Source organism: Pseudokineococcus sp. 5B2Z-1 (assembly GCF_037482305.1).
Taxonomy (GTDB): Bacteria; Actinomycetota; Actinomycetes; order Actinomycetales; family Quadrisphaeraceae; genus Pseudokineococcus.
In genome coordinates this window covers 1-17,134 of the sequence record NZ_JBBHZG010000006.1, presented here as the reverse complement: position 1 = coordinate 17,134, position 17,134 = coordinate 1, and the positions used below count along the sequence as shown (strand labels likewise).

Sequence of the window (17,134 nt, the reverse complement as noted above, 5' to 3'; positions counted from 1 at the left end):
CGGGCCCGCCCAGCACCACCCGCACCACCGCCCCCGGGGCTCACCCCGGGGGCCCGCGCACGAGCATGAGGAGACCCGGCGCCATGCCGAAGAACAAGACCCACAGCGGCGCCAAGAAGCGCCTGCGCCTGACCGGCACGGGCAAGGTCATGCGCGAGCGCGCCGGCCGCCGCCACCTCTTCGAGGGCAAGTCCTCCCGCGTGACCCGCCGCCTCGCCGGCGACGCCCAGGTCTCCGGCGCCGACGCCAAGACGGCGCGCCGGCTCCTCGGGCGCTGAGCCCCCGCCGGGGCGGGCGTCCGACGCCCCGGCTCCCCGGCGGTCGCGCGAGCGACCCCACCGCCTCGACCCCGCTCGCGGGGCGGGCACCCCACCGAGCACACGCCCGCGGCGGCCTTCCGGCCGCCCGGGCCCCACGGCCCCCGGGCCGAGACGACGAGGAGCACCCCAGTGGCACGCGTCAAGCGGGCGGTCAACGCCCAGAAGAAGCGCCGGGAGACCCTCGAGCGCGCCAGCGGCTACCGCGGCCAGCGCTCGCGGCTGTACCGCAAGGCGAAGGAGCAGGTCACCCACTCCCTCGTCTACGCCTACCGCGACCGCAAGGCGCGCAAGGGCGACTTCCGCCGCCTGTGGATCCAGCGCATCAACGCCGGCGCGCGCGCCAACGGCATGACCTACAATCGCTTCATCCAGGGCCTCAAGGCCGCGGGTGTCGAGGTCGACCGCCGCATGCTCGCCGAGCTGGCCGTCAACGACGAGGCGGCCTTCGCGGCGCTCGTCGAGCTCTCTCGCGCCAACGTGCCGGCTCAGGCCGGCGCGGCGGCCTGAGCCCAGCGACGCCGGGTCGGGCGGGCGGCATGAGCGCGTCCGCCCCCCAGCACGACCAGCACCAGCAGCACCCCCCGGGGCGTCCCGCCACGGCCGTGCTGGCCAACCCCCGCAGCGAGCGGGTGCGGTCGGTCAGCCGGCTGGCGGGGCGCCCCGCGCGCGTGCGGGCCGGGGCCTTCCTCGCCGAGGGCCCGCAGGCGGTGCGGGAGGCCGTGCCGGCCGGGGCGGTCCGCGACCTCTACGGCACGCCGGAGGCCCTCGAGCGGCACGGGGCGCTCGTCGAGGAGGCCGCGCGCCGCGGCGCGACCGTGCGGCCGTGCACCGACGAGGTCCTCGCGGCGATGGCCGACACGGTCGCGCCGCAGGGCCTGCTCGCCGTCTGCCGGCCGGTCGACGTCCCGCTCGCGGACGTGCTCGCCCGTCGGCCCCGGCTCGTCGCCGTCCTCGCCGAGGTCCGCGACCCGGGCAACGCCGGCACGGTGCTGCGGGCCGCCGACGCCGCGGGGGCGGACGCCGTCGTCCTCACCTCCGGCAGCGTCGACCTCTACAACCCCAAGTGCGTCCGCTCGACGGCGGGCTCCCTCTTCCACCTCGACGTCGTGACGGGCGTCGGGCTGGCCGAGGCGGTGGCGGGCCTGCGCTCGGCGGGCGCGGCCGTGCTGGCCGCCGACGGCGAGGGGGAGGACGACCTCGACGACCTCGCGGACGCGGCGGCCGACGGCGGGGGCCCCCTGGCGGGGCCGGTCGCCTGGGTCTTCGGCACCGAGGCCCACGGCCTGTCGCCGGCCGACCGCGAGCTCGCGGACGCCGTGGTCCGCGTGCCGCTCCACGGCCGCGCCGAGAGCCTCAACCTCGCCACGGCGGCGGCGGTCTGCCTCTACGCGGCCGCCCGGGCCCACCGGCCCCGGACGTCCTGCGCCGCGGGGGCCCGGGCGTGAGCGAGGAGATGCTCCTCGACCCGGGCGACCTGCCCGACGGGCTCGTCGTCGCCGACGCCGACGCGCGCGTCGTCGTCGTCACCCCGGAGGCCGAGCGCTGCCTGGGGCTGCGCGCCGCGGACCTGCTGGGGCGCGACGTGCGCGACGCGCTGGCCCTGCAGGACACCTCGGGGCGACGCTGGTGGGCCTGCACCGACCCGTGGTCGGGCCTCGCCACCCGCCGGGGGCACCGCGAGCGCCTGCTCGTCCTCCCGGGCGGGCGCGAGGTGCTCGTCACCGCCCGCTACGTGCGCCCGGGCCGCGGCGAGCCGGTGAGCCGGGTGGTCCTCGCGCTGCGGGGGACGGACGCCCGCCGCCGCGCCGAGGCCGACCACGCCGCGCTCATCGCCACCGTGGCGCACGAGCTGCGCTCGCCCCTGACGAGCGTCAAGGGCTTCACCTCGACGCTGCTGCGCCGCTGGGAGCGCTTCACCGACGAGCAGAAGCAGCTCATGCTGCGGACCGTCGAGCACGACGCCGACCGCGTCACCCGCCTCATCACCGAGCTCCTCGACATCTCGCGCATCGACGTGGGCCGCCTCGAGGTGCGCACGCTGCCCGTGGACCTCGGCGCCGTCCTGCGCGCCCACGCCGAGCGGGCGGTCGCCTCCGGGCTCGACCCGGACCGCGTGCGCGTCGACGCGCCGCCCGCCGAGGCGCTCCCCGAGGTGTGGGCGGACCGCGACCGCCTCGACCAGGTGCTCGCCAACCTCGTCGAGAACGCCGTCCGCCACGGCGACGGGCTCGTGCGCCTGTCCCTGGGGACGGGCGCGGTCGCCTCCGAGGCCCTCGACGCCGTGCCCTCGCGCGACGCCGAGGCCCTCGTCGTCTGCGTCGAGGACGCCGGCCCCGGCATCTCCGAGGCCCACATCCCCCTCGTCTTCACGAAGTTCTGGCGCGGCGAGAGCCGGGGGGGCACCGGCCTCGGCCTCTACGTCGTCCGCGGCCTCGTGGAGGCGCACGGCGGTCGCATCGTCGTGCGCCGTTCCGACCTCGGCGGCGCCCGCTTCGTCTTCACCCTCCCCGCCGGCGACCCCACCGCGGACCTGCACCCCGACGTCTGACCGCCACGGGGGTCGGCGGCGGCGGACGACGGGCGGCCCGGCCGCGGGCGGTCCCTAGACTCACCCCCCGTGTCTGCCCCGAACAAGGACTTCGACCCCGTCCAGGTGACGCCGCTGGACGCCGAGCAGGTCGAGGGCGCCGTGGCCGACGCGCTCGCGGCCGTCGCCGCGGCCGGCGACCTCGAGGAGCTCGCGGCGGCCTCCCGCGCCCACGGGGGCGACCGGAGCCCGCTGGCCCTGGCCAACCGCGAGATCGGGGCGCTCCCGCCGTCGGCGAAGGCCGACGCCGGCCGCCGGATGGGCCAGGCGCGGCGGCGGGTCGCCGACGCCGTCGCCGAGCGCCGCGCCGTCCTCGAGGCCGAGCGCGACGCCGCCGTCCTCGTCACCGAGGCGCTCGACCTCACGCAGCCGACGTCGCGGCGCCCCCGGGGGGCCCGGCACCCGCTGGGGCTGCTCGTCGAGCGCGTGGAGGACTTCTTCACCGGGCTCGGCTGGAGCGTGCTCGAGGGCCCCGAGGTCGAGGCGGAGTGGTTCAACTTCGACGCCCTCAACTTCGGCCCCGACCACCCCGCGCGGCAGATGCAGGACACCTTCTTCGTCGACCCGCCGGAGGACGGGCTGGTGCTGCGCACGCACACCTCGCCCGTGCAGGCGCGCGCCCTGCTCGACCACGGCGCGCCGCTCTACGTCGCCGTCCCCGGGCGCGTGTTCCGGACCGACGAGCTCGACGCCACCCACACGCCCGTCTTCACGCAGGTCGAGGGGCTCGCCGTCGACGAGCACCTGACCATGGCCCACCTGCGGGGCGTCCTCGACGCCCTGGCCGTGGCGATGCTCGGGGAGGGCACGGTGACGCGCCTGCGCCCGGCCTTCTTCCCCTTCACCGAGCCGAGCGCCGAGCTCGACGTCCGCTGCCCCGTGTGCACGGGCACCGGCGTCGTCGCCCCCGACGGCGGGCCGGCCGGCCGCGCGCAGGGGGCGGCGACCGCCGCCGAGGAGGCGGCCTCGACCCGCGCGGACGACCCCGCGGGCGAGGGCGCCCCCTGCCGCACCTGCGGGGGCACGGGATGGATCGAGTGGGGCGGCTGCGGGATGGTCAACCCCCACGTCCTGCGGGCCGCCGGCGTGGACCCCGAGCGGTTCTCCGGCTTCGCGTTCGGGATGGGGGTCGAGCGGACGCTGATGTTCCGCAACGGCGTGCAGGACATGCGCGACATGGTCGAGGGCGACGCCCGGTTCAGCCGGCGCTTCGGGGTGGAGGTCTGATGCGCGTCGGGGTGAGCTGGCTCGCGGAGGTCACGGACGTCGCGGACGGCGCGACCGCGGAGGACGTCGCCGCGGTGCTCGTGCGCGTCGGCCTCGAGGAGGAGGGCCTGCACGGCGGCGACGTCAGCGGCCCCGTCGTCGTCGGGCGCGTCCTGTCGGCCGAGCCCGAGCCGCAGAAGAACGGCAAGACGATCCACTGGTGCTCGGTCGACGTCGGCGAGGAGGAGCCGCGCGGCATCGTCTGCGGGGCGCAGAACTTCGGCGCCGGCGACCTCGTCGTCGTCAGCCTGCCCGGCGCCGTGCTGCCCGGCGGCTTCGCCATCGCCGCGCGGAAGACCTACGGGCACGTCTCCGACGGGATGATCTGCTCCACCGCCGAGCTGGGGCTGGGGGAGGACTCCGACGGGATCGTCGTGCTCGGGGAGCTGCTGGGAGCCGCGGCGGACGGCGCCGCGCCGGGCGACGACGCCACGGCCCTCCTCGGGCTGGACGACCGGGTCGTCGAGGTCAACGTCACCCCCGACCGCGGCTACTGCCTCAGCGTCCGCGGGCTCGGGCGCGAGCACGCCCACGGGCGGGGCCTCGACGTCGCGACGGCCTTCCGCGACCCGCTGGCCGGCGTCCGGGTGCCGAGCGGGCCGGGCGAGCGCGACGTCGTCCTCGCCGACGAGGGGCCCCTCGGCGGGCGGCCGGGGGCGAGCCGGTTCACCGCGCGCACGGTCCGCGGCGTCGACCCGAGCCGTCCGTCGCCGTGGTGGCTGCGCCGCCGGCTCGTCCAGGCGGGGATGCGCCCCGTGTCCCTCGCCGTCGACGTGACGAACTACGTCATGCTCCTCGTCGGCCAGCCGCTGCACGCCTACGACGCCGCGCGCCTCGACGGGGCCCTCGTCGTCCGCCGCGCCCGTGCGGGGGAGCGCCTGACGACGCTCGACGGCGTCGAGCGGGCCCTGCACCCCGAGGACCTCGTCATCGCCGACGGCGCGGAGGGGGCCCGCGCCGTCGGGCTGGCCGGCGTCATGGGCGGGGCGAGCACCGAGGTCACCGCGGCGACCCGCGACGTCGTCCTCGAGGCGGCGTGCTTCGACCCCGTCTCCGTCGCCCGCACGGCCCGGCGGCACCGCCTCCCCAGCGAGGCGAGCCGTCGCTTCGAGCGCGGCGTCGACGACGCGATGGCCGCGGCCGCCTCCCAGCTGGCCGTCGACCTGCTCGTCGAGCACGGCGGCGGCACCGCCGAGGACGGCCTCACCGACGTCGGCGGGCCGGTCGAGCGACCGGTCGTCGCCCTCCCCGTCGGCGAGCCCGCCCGGCTGGTGGGCGTCGACTACGCCCCCGAGCGCGTGCGCGCGCTGCTCGAGCAGGTCGGGTGCGCGGTCTCCGGCGGCCCCGGCGCGCCGGACGCGCTCGCGGGCTCCGGGGCGGTCGGCGCCTGGACGGTCGAGCCGCCGTCGTGGCGGCCGGACCTGCGGCAGGCCGCCGACCTCGTGGAGGAGGTCGCGCGCCTCGACGGCTACGACCGCATCCCCTCCGTGCTGCCCCGGGCCGTGCCGGGCACGGCCGGCGGGGTCCTCGCCGGCGGTGGCCTGACGGCGCGCCGCCGCGCGGTGCGCTCCGTGGCCCGCGCGCTCGCCGAGGCGGGGCTCGTCGAGGTGGCCAGCTACCCGTTCGTCGCGCCCGAGCGGGCCGACGCCCTGGGGCTGGCCGAGGAGGACGAGCGCCGCCGCGCCCTGCGCGTGGCCAACCCGCTGCGCGAGGAGGAGCCGCTCCTGCGCACGAGCCTGCTCGCGACGCTCGTCGACGTGCTGCGCCGCAACGTCGGCCGCGGCGCCGACGACGTGGCGCTCTTCGAGCTGGGCTCCGTGGCGCTGCCCGCGGCGGACCGCGCGCCGTCGCCCCGGCCGGGTGTCGACCGGCGGCCGACCGCCGAGGAGGAGGCGGCCGTCCGGGCGTCGGTGCCGCACCAGCCCCTCCACGTCGCGGCGCTCCTCGTCGGCGCGCGCACCCCGCGCGACTGGGAGGGTCGGGGCCGCAGCGCCGACGCCCGTGACGCCGTCGAGCTCGCCCTCCTCGTCGGCGAGGTCCTCGGCGTCCCGCTGACGGCCGCGGCCGAGGCCGACCGGCCGCCGTTCCACCCCGGTCGCTGCGCGGCGCTGCGGGTGGCCGGGGGGCCGGCCGCCGGCGCCGTCGTCGGCTACGCCGGCGAGCTGGCCCCGCGGGCCGTCGCGGCGCTCGAGGTGCCGGCCCGCACGGTCGCGCTCGAGCTCGACCTCGACGTGCTCCTGGGCGCGCTGCCCGGCCCGCCGCGACCGGGCGCCCTCGCGACCTACCCCGTGGTCAAGCAGGACGTCGCCCTCGTCGTCGACGCGTCCGTGCCCGCCGCCGACGTCGAGGCCGCCCTGCGGCGCGGCGCCGGGCCCCTGCTCGAGGAGTGCCGGCTCGTGGACGTCTACGCCGGCGAGCAGGTGGGCGAGGGCCGCCGCTCCCTGGCCTTCGCGCTGCGCTTCCGGGCCGCCGACCGCACGCTCACCGGCGCCGAGGTCGCGCAGGCGCGCGAGGCCGCGGTGGCCGCGGCGGGGGAGGCGACGGGCGCCGTCCTGCGCGGCACCTGAGGGCGGCGGCCGGCACCGGCGGCCGGCACCGGCGGCTCGCGCCGTCGGCTGGGCGTCCGCCGGTCCGCCGGCCGGACGGGCGTGGCGCCGTTCGCATGAGCATCCATGGATGTGTATGGTCATGCGCATGGTGAGGGTGGCGGTCGCGGGGGCCAGCGGCTACGCGGGGGCGGAGGTCCTGCGCCTCCTGCTCGGCCACCCGGACGTCGAGGTCGGGGCGCTCACCGCGGCCTCGAGCGCCGAGACCCCGCTGGGCCAGCACGCCCCGCACCTGCTGCCGCTGGCCGACCGGGTCCTCGAGCCGACGAGCGCCGAGGTGCTCGCCGGGCACGACGTCGTCGTCCTGGCGCTGCCGCACGGCAGCTCCGGCCCGCTCGCCGCCGAGCTCGGCGACGAGGTGCTCGTCGTCGACGCCGCCGCCGACCACCGGCTCGCTGACGCCGCCGCGTGGGAGGCCTTCTACGGCAGCCCCCACGCCGGCACGTGGCCGTACGCCCTCCCGGAGCTGCCGCTGGCGGGCGGCGGTCGCCAGCGCGCGGCCCTCGTCGGCGCCCGGCGCCTCGCCGTCCCCGGCTGCTACCCCACGGCCTGCACCCTCGCCCTCGCCCCGGGCATGGCCGCCGGCCTGTGCGAGGCCGACGACGTCGTCGTGGTGGCCGCGTCCGGCACCTCGGGCGCCGGTCGCGCCGCGAAGGTCGCGATGCTCGGCGCCGAGGTCATGGGCTCGATGTCGCCCTACGGCGTCGGCGGCGTCCACCGGCACACGCCCGAGGTGGAGCAGGGCCTGTCCGCCGCCGCCGGCGCGCCGGTGCGGCTGTCCTTCACCCCGACGCTCGCGCCGATGCCGCGCGGCATCCTCGCCACGGCGACGGCCCGCGCGCGTCCGGGGACGACGGCCGCGCAGGTCCGGGCCGCCTGGCAGGACGCCTACGCGGACGAGGCCTTCGTCCACGTGCTGCCCGAGGGCCGCTGGCCGCGGACCAAGGACGTGGCCGGCTCCAACGCCGTCCACCTCCAGGTGGCGCTCGACGAGCGCGTCGGCCGGGTCGTCGCCGTCGCCGCCGTCGACAACCTCGTCAAGGGCACCGCCGGCGCTGCGGTGCAGGGCCTCAACCTCGCGCTCGGCCTCCCCGAGGGCGCGGGGCTCAGCGCCGTCGGGCTGGCGCCGTGAGCGTCCGCCGCCCCGCCGTCCCCGCCCCCCGTCGCCCGTCCGCCGGCACCACCGCCAGGAGGCCCTCGTGAGCACCACCGCCCCCGCGGGCTTCCGCGCCGCCGGCGTGACGGCCGGCCTCAAGCCCAGCGGCCGCCCCGACGTCGCGCTCGTCGTCAACGACGGGCCCCTCGACGTGCTGGCCGCCGTCTTCACCTCGAACCGCTGCAAGGCGAACCCGGTGCTGTGGTCGGAGGTCGTCGCCCGCACGGGGCGCGGCCGCGCCGTCGTCCTCAACTCCGGCGGGGCCAACTGCTACACGGGCCCCCAGGGCTTCGCGGCGACCCACCGCACCGCCGAGCGCACGGCCGAGCTCCTCGGCTGCGGCGCGGGCGAGGTGCTCGTCTGCTCGACCGGCCTCATCGGCGAGCAGCTCGACGCCGAGCGGCTCCTCGCGGGCGTGGACGCCGTCGCCGGCGCGCTGTCGGCCGAGGGCGGGGACGACGCCGCCGTGGCGGTCATGACGACCGACACGGTGCCGAAGACGGCCGTCGTCGAGCGCGACGGCTGGGCGTGCGGGGGGATGGCCAAGGGCGCGGGCATGCTCGCGCCGGCGCTCGCGACGATGCTCGTCGTCCTGACGACGGACGCCGTCGTCGAGCCGGCCGACGCCGACGCCGCCCTGCGCGCCGCCACGGCCGCGACCTTCGACCGGCTCGACTCCGACGGCTGCCAGTCGACCAACGACACCGTCGCCCTGCTGGCGAGCGGGGCCTCCGGCGTGCGCGTCAGCGCGGAGGAGCTGGCGGCGGCGCTGCGGCCGCTGTGCGCCGACCTGGCCTCCCAGCTGCTGTCGGACGCCGAGGGCAGCGAGCACGACGTCGCCATCACCGTCCGCGGCGCCGCCTCCGAGGCCGACGCCCTGGAGGTGGCCCGCTCCGTGGCGCGCAGCAACCTCTTCAAGGCCGCCGTCTTCGGGCGGGACCCGAACTGGGGCCGCGTCATGGCGGCCGTCGGCACGACCTCCGCCGCCTTCGACCCGGCGGTGCTCGACGTCTCCTTCAACGGCGTCGCCGTCTGCCGCGACGGCGCGGTCGGCGAGCCCCGCTCCCTCGTCGACCTCTCGGCGCGCGACGTCGCGGTGGTCGTCGACCTCAAGGCCGGCCCCGAGGAGGCCACGGTGTGGACCAACGACCTCACGCACGCCTACGTGCACGAGAACTCGGCGTACTCGACGTGAGCGCGCCCACCGCCGACGGGGCCGGGGCCCCGACCTCCGCCCAGCCCGCCGACCCGACCTCCGCCACGGGACCCGGCACCGCCTCCGGCCTCGACGCCGGGGCCAAGGCCGCCGTGCTCGTCGAGGCGCTGCCGTGGCTGCAGCGCTTCGCCGGCGAGGTCGTCGTCGTCAAGTACGGCGGCAACGCCATGGTCGACGACCGCCTGCGCCGCGCCTTCGCCGCGGACATGGTGTTCCTGCGCTCCGTCGGCGTGCGTCCCGTCGTCGTCCACGGCGGCGGGCCGCAGATCTCGAGCATGCTCGGCCGCCTGGGCATCGAGAGCGAGTTCCGCGGCGGGCTGCGGGTGACCACGCCCGAGGCGATGGACGTCGTCCGGATGGTGCTCGTCGGCCAGGTCGGGCGCGAGCTCGTCGGCCTCCTCAACGCGCACGGCCCCCTCGCCGTCGGCCTGTCCGGCGAGGACGCGGGCCTCCTGCGCGCCGTCCGCCGCGAGGCGCTCGTCGACGGGGAGCCCGTGGACGTGGGCCTCGTGGGGGACGTCGTCGACGTCGACCCCACGGCCGTCCTCGACCTCCTCGAGGCGGGCCGCATCCCCGTCGTCGCCACGGTCGCGCCCGAGGCCGACGGCGACGCCGTGGAGGCCGGGGCCGTCCTCAACGTCAACGCCGACACGGCCGCGGCGGCCATCGCCGCGGCGCTCGGCGCCGCCAAGCTCGTCGTCCTCACCGACGTCGAGGGCCTCTACGCCGACTGGCCCGACCGCTCCTCGCTCGTCCGCTCGATCACGGCCGACGACCTCGAGGCGCTCCTGCCGGGGCTGGACGCCGGGATGATCCCCAAGATGGAGGCGTGCCTGCGCGCCGTGCGGGCCGGAGTGCCGCAGGCCACCGTGCTCGACGGCCGGGTCGAGCACGCCGTGCTCCTCGAGGTCTTCACGCCCGAGGGCGTCGGCACCCAGGTGGTGCTGCCGTGAGCGCCGGAGCGGTCGCGGAGGTCCCGGGCGTCGGCGACGCCGTCGGCGGCGCCGTGGCCGAGCGCTACGCGCGCGCCCTCATGGGCACCTACGGCGCGCCGCAGCGGGTGCTCGTCCGCGGCGAGGGCGCCTGGGTGTGGGACGTCGACGGCCGGCGCTACCTCGACCTGCTCGCCGGCATCGCGGTCAACGCCCTCGGCCACGCCCACCCCGTCCTCACCGCCGCGGTGACGGCGCAGATGGCGACCCTCGGCCACGTCTCGAACTTCTTCGCGACGGGCCCGCAGGTCGCCCTGGCCGAGCGGCTCCTCGAGCTCCTGGGGGCGCCCGAGGGCAGCCGGGTCTTCCTCTGCAGCAGCGGCACCGAGGCCAACGAGGGCGCGTTCAAGATGACGCGGCGCACCGGCCGCCCCGAGGTGCTCGCCCTCGAGGGCGCCTTCCACGGACGGTCCATGGGCGCGCTCGCCCTCACCGCGAAGCAGGCGATCCGCGAGCCCTTCGAGCCCCTGCCCGGGGGCGTGCGGCACCTGCCGTTCGGCGACCTCGACGCGCTCGCGGCGGCCCTCGACGGCGACGCCGGCCGTCGGGTCGGCGCCCTGGTCGTCGAGCCCGTGCAGGGCGAGGCCGGCGTGCGCCCCCTGCCCCCCGGCTACCTCGCCGCGGCGCGGGAGCTCACCGCCGCCGCCGGCGCGCTGCTCGTCGTCGACGAGGTGCAGACCGGCGTGGGGCGCACCGGGCGGTGGTTCGCCTCCGCGGGCCCCGACGGCCGCGTCGACGCCGACGTCGTCACCCTCGCCAAGGGCCTCGGCGGCGGCCTGCCCGTCGGCGCCGTCGTCGGCCTGGGCGAGGGGCCCGGCGCGCTGCTCGGGGCCGGCCAGCACGGCACGACCTTCGGGGGCAACCCCGTCTGCGCCGCCGCGGCCCTGGCCGTCCTCCACGTGCTCGAGCGCGACGGGCTGGTCGAGCGCGCGCGCGACCTCGGCGCCCGCTGGAAGGCCGACCTCGCCGGCGTCGACGACCCCACCGGGCTGCTCGCGGGGGTGCGCGGCGAGGGCCTCCTCCTGGCCCTGGAGCTCTCGCGCCCGGCCGCGCCGGCCGTCGCGCGGGCCGCCCTCGAGGCGGGCTTCGTCGTCAACGCCGTCGCCCCGTCGGCCGTGCGCCTCGCCCCGCCGCTCGTCCTCACCGACGAGCAGGCCGGCTCGTTCGTCGCCGCCCTGCCGGCGGTCCTCGCGGCCGCGGCGCAGGAGGAGGCGTGAGCGCCGGGGCTGGAGCGGGGCCGGCGGCCGGGACGGGACGTCCCTCGACCCGTGCGGCCCGCCACGCCCGCGTCGTCGCCCTCCTGCGCTCGGGGCCGGTGCGCTCGCAGACCGAGCTCGCCGAGCTGCTGGCGACCGAGGGGGTCGAGGTCACCCAGGCGACGCTGTCGCGCGACCTCGTCGAGCTCGGCGCCACCAAGGTCCGCGACCCCGAGCACGGGCTCGTCTACGCCGTCCCGGGCGAGGGCGGCGATCGCACGCCGGTCGCCGCGCGGGCGGCCGGGACGTCGCTGGCCCGGCTGTCCCGCCTGGCCGAGGAGCTCCTCGTCACGGCGGAGGCCTCCGGGTCCCTCGTCGTCCTGCGCACGCCGCCCGGCGCGGCGCAGTACCTGGCCTCCGCCATCGACACCTCGGTCCTGCCCGAGGTGCTCGGCACCATCGCGGGCGACGACACCGTCCTCGTCATCGGGCGCGGCCCGGACGGCGACGCCACGGCGCGCCGCCTGCTGGACCTGGCCGCCGGGCGCACGGGAGCCTGAGCCCGGCCCCCACCACCGCACGACCACCGCACGCACGACCCCGCACGCACCACCCCCGAGAGCACCTGAGGAGCACCCTGTGACCGACCGCGTCGTCCTCGCCTACTCCGGAGGCCTCGACACCTCCGTGGCCATCGGCTGGATCGCCGAGCGCACGGGGGCCGAGGTCGTCGCCGTCGCCGTCGACGTCGGCCAGGGGGGCGAGGACCTCCAGACCATCCGCGAGCGCGCCCTGGCGTGCGGCGCCGTGGAGGCCGAGGTCGCCGACGCCCGCGACGAGTTCGCCGACGAGTACTGCCTGCCCGCGCTGCAGGCGGGCGCCCTCTACATGGACCGCTACCCGCTCGTGTCGGCGATCTCGCGGCCCGTCATCGTCAAGCACCTCGTCGCGGCGGCCCAGCAGCACGGCGCGTCCGTCGTCGCCCACGGCTGCACCGGCAAGGGCAACGACCAGGTCCGCTTCGAGGTCGGCATCCAGAGCCTCGCGCCCGAGCTGTCGTGCATCGCGCCCGTCCGCGACCTCGCGCTGACGCGCGACAAGGCCATCGAGTTCGCCCAGGCCCACGAGCTGCCCATCGAGACGACGAAGAGCAACCCCTTCTCGATCGACCAGAACGTCTGGGGCCGCGCCGTCGAGACGGGCTTCCTCGAGGACATCTGGAACGCGCCGACCAAGGACGTCTACAGCTACACGCAGGAGCCGGGGCAGTCCCCGGGCCCGGACGAGGTCGTCGTGGCCTTCGAGCGCGGGGTGCCGGTGGCCCTCGACGGCCGCCCGGTCACGGTGCTGCAGGCGATCGAGGAGCTCAACCGCCGCGCCGGCGAGCAGGGCGTCGGCCGGATCGACATGGTCGAGGACCGCCTCGTGGGCATCAAGAGCCGCGAGGTCTACGAGGCGCCGGGGGCGATCGCGCTGCTGACGGCGCACGAGGAGCTCGAGAACGTCACCCTCGAGCGCGACCTCGCCCGCTTCAAGCGCGGGGTGTCCCAGCGCTGGTCCGAGCTGGTCTACGACGGCCTGTGGTTCTCCCCGCTGAAGCGCGCCCTCGACGTCTTCGTCGCGGAGAGCCAGGAGCACGTCACCGGCGAGGTGCGGATGGTGCTCCACGCCGGGCGCGCCGTCGTCACGGGGCGCCGCAGCGAGACGAGCCTCTACGACTTCTCCCTCGCGACGTACGACTCGGGCGACTCCTTCGACCAGTCGCTCGCCAAGGGCTTCGTCGACATCTGGGGCCTGCCGAGCAAGATCGCCTCGGGCCGGGACCAGCGCACCCGTGGCTGAGGCCGCAGGGGGCGCGGGGGCGACGGGCGAGGGGCGGCTCTGGGGCGGCCGCTTCGCCGGCACGAGCGCGCAGGCGCTCACCGAGCTGTCGCGCTCGACGCACTTCGACTGGCGCCTCGCCCGCCACGACCTCGCGGGGTCCCGGGCGCACGCCCGGGTGCTGCACCGGGCGGGGCTGCTCGACGACGGCCAGCTCGACGGCATGCTCGCCGCCCTCGATGCCCTGGAGGCCGACGTCGTCTCCGGCGCCTTCGGCCCGTCGCCGGCGGACGAGGACGTGCACGGGGCGCTGGAGCGCGGCCTCCTCGAGCGCGCGGGCGACGACCTGGGCGGTCGCCTGCGCGCGGGCCGGTCCCGCAACGACCAGATCGCCACGATGGTGCGCTCGTACCTGCGCGAGGAGCTGCGCGTGGTCGGCGGGCTGCTCCTCGACCTCGTGGACGCCCTGGCCGAGCAGGCGGCCGCGCACCCGACGGCCCCGATGCCCGGGCGCACGCACCTGCAGCACGCCCAGCCGGTGCTCCTCGCGCACCACCTGCTGGCGCACGCGTGGCCGCTGCTGCGCGACGTCGAGCGGCTGCACGACTGGGACGCGCGGGCGGCGCGCTCGCCCTACGGCTCGGGCGCGCTCGCGGGCTCCTCGCTGGGGCTCGACCCGGCGGCCGTGGCCGCCGAGCTCGGCTTCGACGGGCCGGTGGAGAACTCCATCGACGGCACGGCGGCGCGCGACGTCGTCGCCGAGGCCTGCTTCGTGCTGGCGATGGCGGGCGTGGACCTCTCGCGGCTGTCGGAGGAGGTCGTCCTGTGGGCGACGAAGGAGTTCTCCTTCGTCGTGCTCGACGACGCCTTCTCGACGGGGTCGAGCATCATGCCGCAGAAGAAGAACCCCGACGTGGCCGAGCTCGCCCGCGGCAAGGCGGGGCGCCTCGTCGGCGACCTCACGGGCCTCCTGACGACGCTCAAGGGGCTCCCGCTCGCCTACAACCGCGACCTCCAGGAGGACAAGGAGCCGGTCTTCGACGCCGTCGACACGCTGCAGGTGCTCCTGCCCGCGGTCACCGGCATGGTCGCGACGCTGCGCTTCCGCACCGATCGGATGGCCGAGCTCGCCCCCCAGGGCTTCTCCCTGGCGACCGACGTGGCCGACTGGCTCGTCCGCCGCGGCACGCCCTTCCGGGAGGCGCACGAGGTGGCGGGCGCCTGCGTGCGGCGCTGCGAGGAGCGCGGCGTCGAGCTCGTCGACCTCACCGACGGCGACCTCGCGGAGATCTCGCCGCACCTGGACCCCTCGGTCCGCGACGTGCTCACGGTCGAGGGCTCCCTCGCCTCCCGCGACGCCGTGGGCGGCACGGCGCCCGTGCGGGTCGCCGAGCAGCTCGGCGCCGCGCGCTCGCGCAGCGCCGCGCTGCGGGCGTGGGCGCAGCGGGCCCCCGGGGCGTCCTCGCCGGCGTGACGGAGCACCCCGGGCCCCTCGCCGGCGGCCTCCCCGGGGGGCTGCCGGCCCCGCTGACCCGGGCGGCGCTGGCCCGGCCCGTGCTCGACGTGGCCGCCGACCTCCTCGGCTGCCACGTCGTCCACGCGACGCCGGACGGCGCGGTCGTCGTCCGGCTCACGGAGGTGGAGGCCTACGCGGGGCCGGGGGACCCGGGGTCCCACGCCGCCCGGGGGCGCACGCCGCGGACCGCGGTGATGTTCGGGCCGCCCGGGCACCTCTACGTGTACCGCTCGTACGGCCTGCACTGGTGCGCCAACGTCGTCTGCGGTCCGGACGGGACGGCGTCCGCCGTGCTGCTGCGCGGCGGCGAGGTCGTCGAGGGGCTCGCGCTGGCCCGAGCCCGGCGCCCCACGGCCCGCCAGGACCGCGACCTGGCCCGCGGCCCCGCCCGTCTGACCGTCGCCCTCGGCCTCGACGGCGCCTCCGACGGCCACGACCTGCTCTCGGGGGCCTCCCCGTGGCTCCTCGGGCGCCGTCGCGGCGACGAGGTCGACCCCGGGCGCGTCCGCCGCGGTCCCCGGACCGGTGTCTCGGGGGAGGGCGGCGACGGGGCCCGCTTCCCCTGGCGGCTGCACCTCGAGGGCGAGCCGTCGGTGTCGCCCTACCGGCGGGCCGCGCCGCGCCGGTCAGGGCGGCGTGGTGGCACGGGGGGCGACGGCACAGGCTCTGGCAGGCTGGAGCGGCCGCCCGCCCCGGACGGCCCGCCGGGACGGCGGCTGCGGTGAGAGGTGTGGCGTGAGCGACGTGCTCGAGGACCTGCGCTGGCGCGGGCTGGTGGCCCAGTCCACGGACGAGGAGGCCCTGAGGGCCGCGCTGGCCCGCCCGTGCACCTTCTACGTCGGCTTCGACCCCACGGCGCCCAGCCTGCACATCGGCAACCTCGTGCAGATCCTCGTCGCCCGGCGCCTGCAGCGGGCCGGGCACCACCCGCTCCTGCTCGTCGGCGGGGCCACGGGCCTCATCGGCGACCCGAAGCCCACGGCCGAGCGGCAGCTCAACGACGCCGACGTCGTCGCCGGGTGGGTCGACAGGGTCCGGCGGCAGATCGAGCCCTTCGTCGAGCTGGACGGGCCGAACCCGGCGCGGATGGTCGACAACATGGAGTGGACCTCGCGCCTGTCGGCCGTCGACCTGCTGCGCGACGTCGGTCGCCACTTCCGCGTGGGCCGGATGCTCGCCAAGGACGCCGTGGCGGCCCGCATGGCGAGCGACGGGGGCATCAGCTTCACCGAGTTCAGCTACCAGGTCCTGCAGGGCATGGACTACCTCGAGCTGTGGCGCCGCCACGGCTGCACGCTGCAGTTCGGGGGGAGCGACCAGTGGGGCAACATCACCGCGGGCGTCGACCTCGTGCACCGGGCGGAGCAGGCCCAGGTGCACGCCTTCACCGTGCCGCTCGTGACCAAGGCCGACGGCACGAAGTTCGGCAAGACCGAGAGCGGGACGGTCTGGCTCGACCCCGCCCTGACGACGCCCTACGCCTTCCACCAGTTCTGGCTGCGCGCCGAGGACGCCGCGGTGGACGGGTACCTGAGGGTCTTCACCGACCGGAGCCGGGAGGAGCTCGAGGCGCTCGCCAGGGCGACGGCGGAGCGCCCCGGGGCGCGTGAGGCCCAGCGCGCGCTGGCCCACGACGTGACGGCGCTCGTGCACGGGGAGGCCGCCGTCGCGTCCGCCGAGGCCGCCGCCGCCGCCCTCTTCGGGCGGGGGGACCTCGAGGCCCTCGACGAGCCGGTGCTGACGGCGGCGCTGGCCGAGCTCCCGCAGACGGCGGTGGGGGAGGGGGCCCGGACCGTCGTCGAGCTGCTGGCGGCGAGCGGCCTCAGCCCGAGCCGCTCGGCGGCCCGTCGTGCGGTGGCCGACGGCGGGGCGTACGTCAACAACGTCGCGGTCCGCGACGGAGACGCCGAGCTCGGTCCGGCTCAGCTCCTCCACGGGCGATGGGCGGTCCTGCGCCGGGGGAAGCGCACCCTGGCCGCCGTCGACGCCCGCCCGCGCTGACCGCTCCGGGCCCCCGCCGGCACTGTCGTGCCACGGCTCGCGAAGCCGGTCGGGGGACGGACTTGCGCGCGCCCGCAGGCGTGTCCTAACGTTCTTCCTCGCCGCCCGGGAGGGAGGAACGGACACCAGCTCGGTGGCCGGTCCCCGCTGGGTCAGGCTCCTTCGCTCGGCCGACTGGCTGGCACTTCTTGGGGAGTGACGGTCTGTCGGGTGTGCGTGGGGCTCGGATCGGGTTGGTCGGATGGCCTGCGGATCTGGGTTAGTGTTTCGGAGCCGCGCCGGGAACGGTGCGGAGCGCCTCACACGGGGGCCGCCTTCACAGGGTTGGTCCGGTGTGCGGGTCTGCTTCTTGAGAACTCAACAGCGTACCGAAGTCGAATGCCATTTTTGTGGGCTGGGCTGGTGGTGCTGGGTCTGCCGTCGGTGGGCTCGGTGTCGCGTGGTTCTGGTCAAGTGT

Annotated in this window: 15 protein-coding genes; all 15 read left to right on the top strand. The window is 77.5% G+C overall.

The window, feature by feature from the left end:
• The first annotated feature begins 83 nt into the window (after positions 1-83).
• The 15 genes from rpmI (at position 84) to tyrS (ending at position 16,677) form a co-directional block, all read left to right on the top strand.
• Positions 84-278, top strand: coding sequence for a 50S ribosomal protein L35 (gene rpmI, locus WDV85_RS14185; protein WP_171202090.1), 195 nt, complete (start codon positions 84-86; stop codon positions 276-278).
• 171 nt (positions 279-449) lie between these two features.
• Complete coding sequence (gene rplT, locus WDV85_RS14180) at positions 450-827, top strand: 50S ribosomal protein L20 (RefSeq protein ID WP_171202091.1); 378 nt, start codon at positions 450-452, stop codon at positions 825-827.
• A 29-nt stretch (positions 828-856) separates the two neighbouring features.
• Positions 857-1,765 (top strand): TrmH family RNA methyltransferase, encoded by a 909-nt coding sequence (locus WDV85_RS14175; protein WP_298801579.1) that lies wholly within the window; start codon positions 857-859, stop codon positions 1,763-1,765.
• Complete coding sequence (locus WDV85_RS14170) at positions 1,762-2,868, top strand: sensor histidine kinase (protein ID WP_339571240.1); 1,107 nt, start codon at positions 1,762-1,764, stop codon at positions 2,866-2,868. The genes WDV85_RS14175 and WDV85_RS14170 overlap by 4 nt, the downstream gene beginning before the upstream one ends.
• Positions 2,869-2,937: 69 nt before the next feature.
• A complete protein-coding gene (pheS, locus tag WDV85_RS14165; RefSeq protein ID WP_339571239.1) occupies positions 2,938-4,134 on the top strand; it encodes a phenylalanine--tRNA ligase subunit alpha in 1,197 nt (398 codons plus the stop codon).
• On the top strand, positions 4,134-6,740 hold the full coding sequence (gene pheT, locus WDV85_RS14160) for a phenylalanine--tRNA ligase subunit beta (RefSeq protein ID WP_339571238.1): 2,607 nt from the start codon (positions 4,134-4,136) through the stop codon (positions 6,738-6,740). The genes pheS and pheT overlap by 1 nt, the downstream gene beginning before the upstream one ends.
• 127 nt (positions 6,741-6,867) lie before the next feature.
• A complete protein-coding gene (argC, locus tag WDV85_RS14155) occupies positions 6,868-7,911 on the top strand; it encodes an N-acetyl-gamma-glutamyl-phosphate reductase (RefSeq protein ID WP_339571237.1) in 1,044 nt (347 codons plus the stop codon).
• Between the two features lie 67 nt (positions 7,912-7,978).
• Entirely contained in the window at positions 7,979-9,130 is a 1,152-nt protein-coding gene (argJ, locus tag WDV85_RS14150; protein ID WP_339571236.1) for a bifunctional glutamate N-acetyltransferase/amino-acid acetyltransferase ArgJ, read from the top strand.
• A gap of 113 nt (positions 9,131-9,243) precedes the next feature.
• The gene (argB, locus tag WDV85_RS14145) at positions 9,244-10,104 is read left to right on the top strand and encodes an acetylglutamate kinase (protein WP_344554034.1); all 861 of its coding nucleotides are present in this window, start codon (positions 9,244-9,246) and stop codon (positions 10,102-10,104) included.
• A complete protein-coding gene (locus tag WDV85_RS14140; RefSeq protein ID WP_339571234.1) occupies positions 10,101-11,360 on the top strand; it encodes an acetylornithine transaminase in 1,260 nt (419 codons plus the stop codon). The genes argB and WDV85_RS14140 overlap by 4 nt, the downstream gene beginning before the upstream one ends.
• Positions 11,357-11,899, top strand: a complete 543-nt coding sequence (locus WDV85_RS14135; RefSeq protein WP_339571233.1) for an arginine repressor — start codon at positions 11,357-11,359, stop codon at positions 11,897-11,899. Before WDV85_RS14140 ends, WDV85_RS14135 begins: the two co-directional genes overlap by 4 nt.
• A 79-nt stretch (positions 11,900-11,978) precedes the next feature.
• A complete protein-coding gene (locus WDV85_RS14130) occupies positions 11,979-13,181 on the top strand; it encodes an argininosuccinate synthase (protein WP_171202099.1) in 1,203 nt (400 codons plus the stop codon).
• Positions 13,174-14,634 carry an argininosuccinate lyase gene (gene argH, locus WDV85_RS14125; RefSeq protein WP_339571232.1) on the top strand — a complete coding sequence of 487 codons (1,461 nt, stop codon included), beginning with the start codon at positions 13,174-13,176 and terminating at the stop codon, positions 14,632-14,634. The genes WDV85_RS14130 and argH overlap by 8 nt, the downstream gene beginning before the upstream one ends.
• A complete protein-coding gene (locus WDV85_RS14120) occupies positions 14,631-15,401 on the top strand; it encodes a DNA-3-methyladenine glycosylase (protein ID WP_339571231.1) in 771 nt (256 codons plus the stop codon). The genes argH and WDV85_RS14120 overlap by 4 nt, the downstream gene beginning before the upstream one ends.
• Before the next feature lie 10 nt (positions 15,402-15,411).
• Positions 15,412-16,677 (top strand): tyrosine--tRNA ligase, encoded by a 1,266-nt coding sequence (tyrS, locus tag WDV85_RS14115; protein WP_339571230.1) that lies wholly within the window; start codon positions 15,412-15,414, stop codon positions 16,675-16,677.
• Positions 16,678-17,134 lie beyond the last annotated feature (457 nt).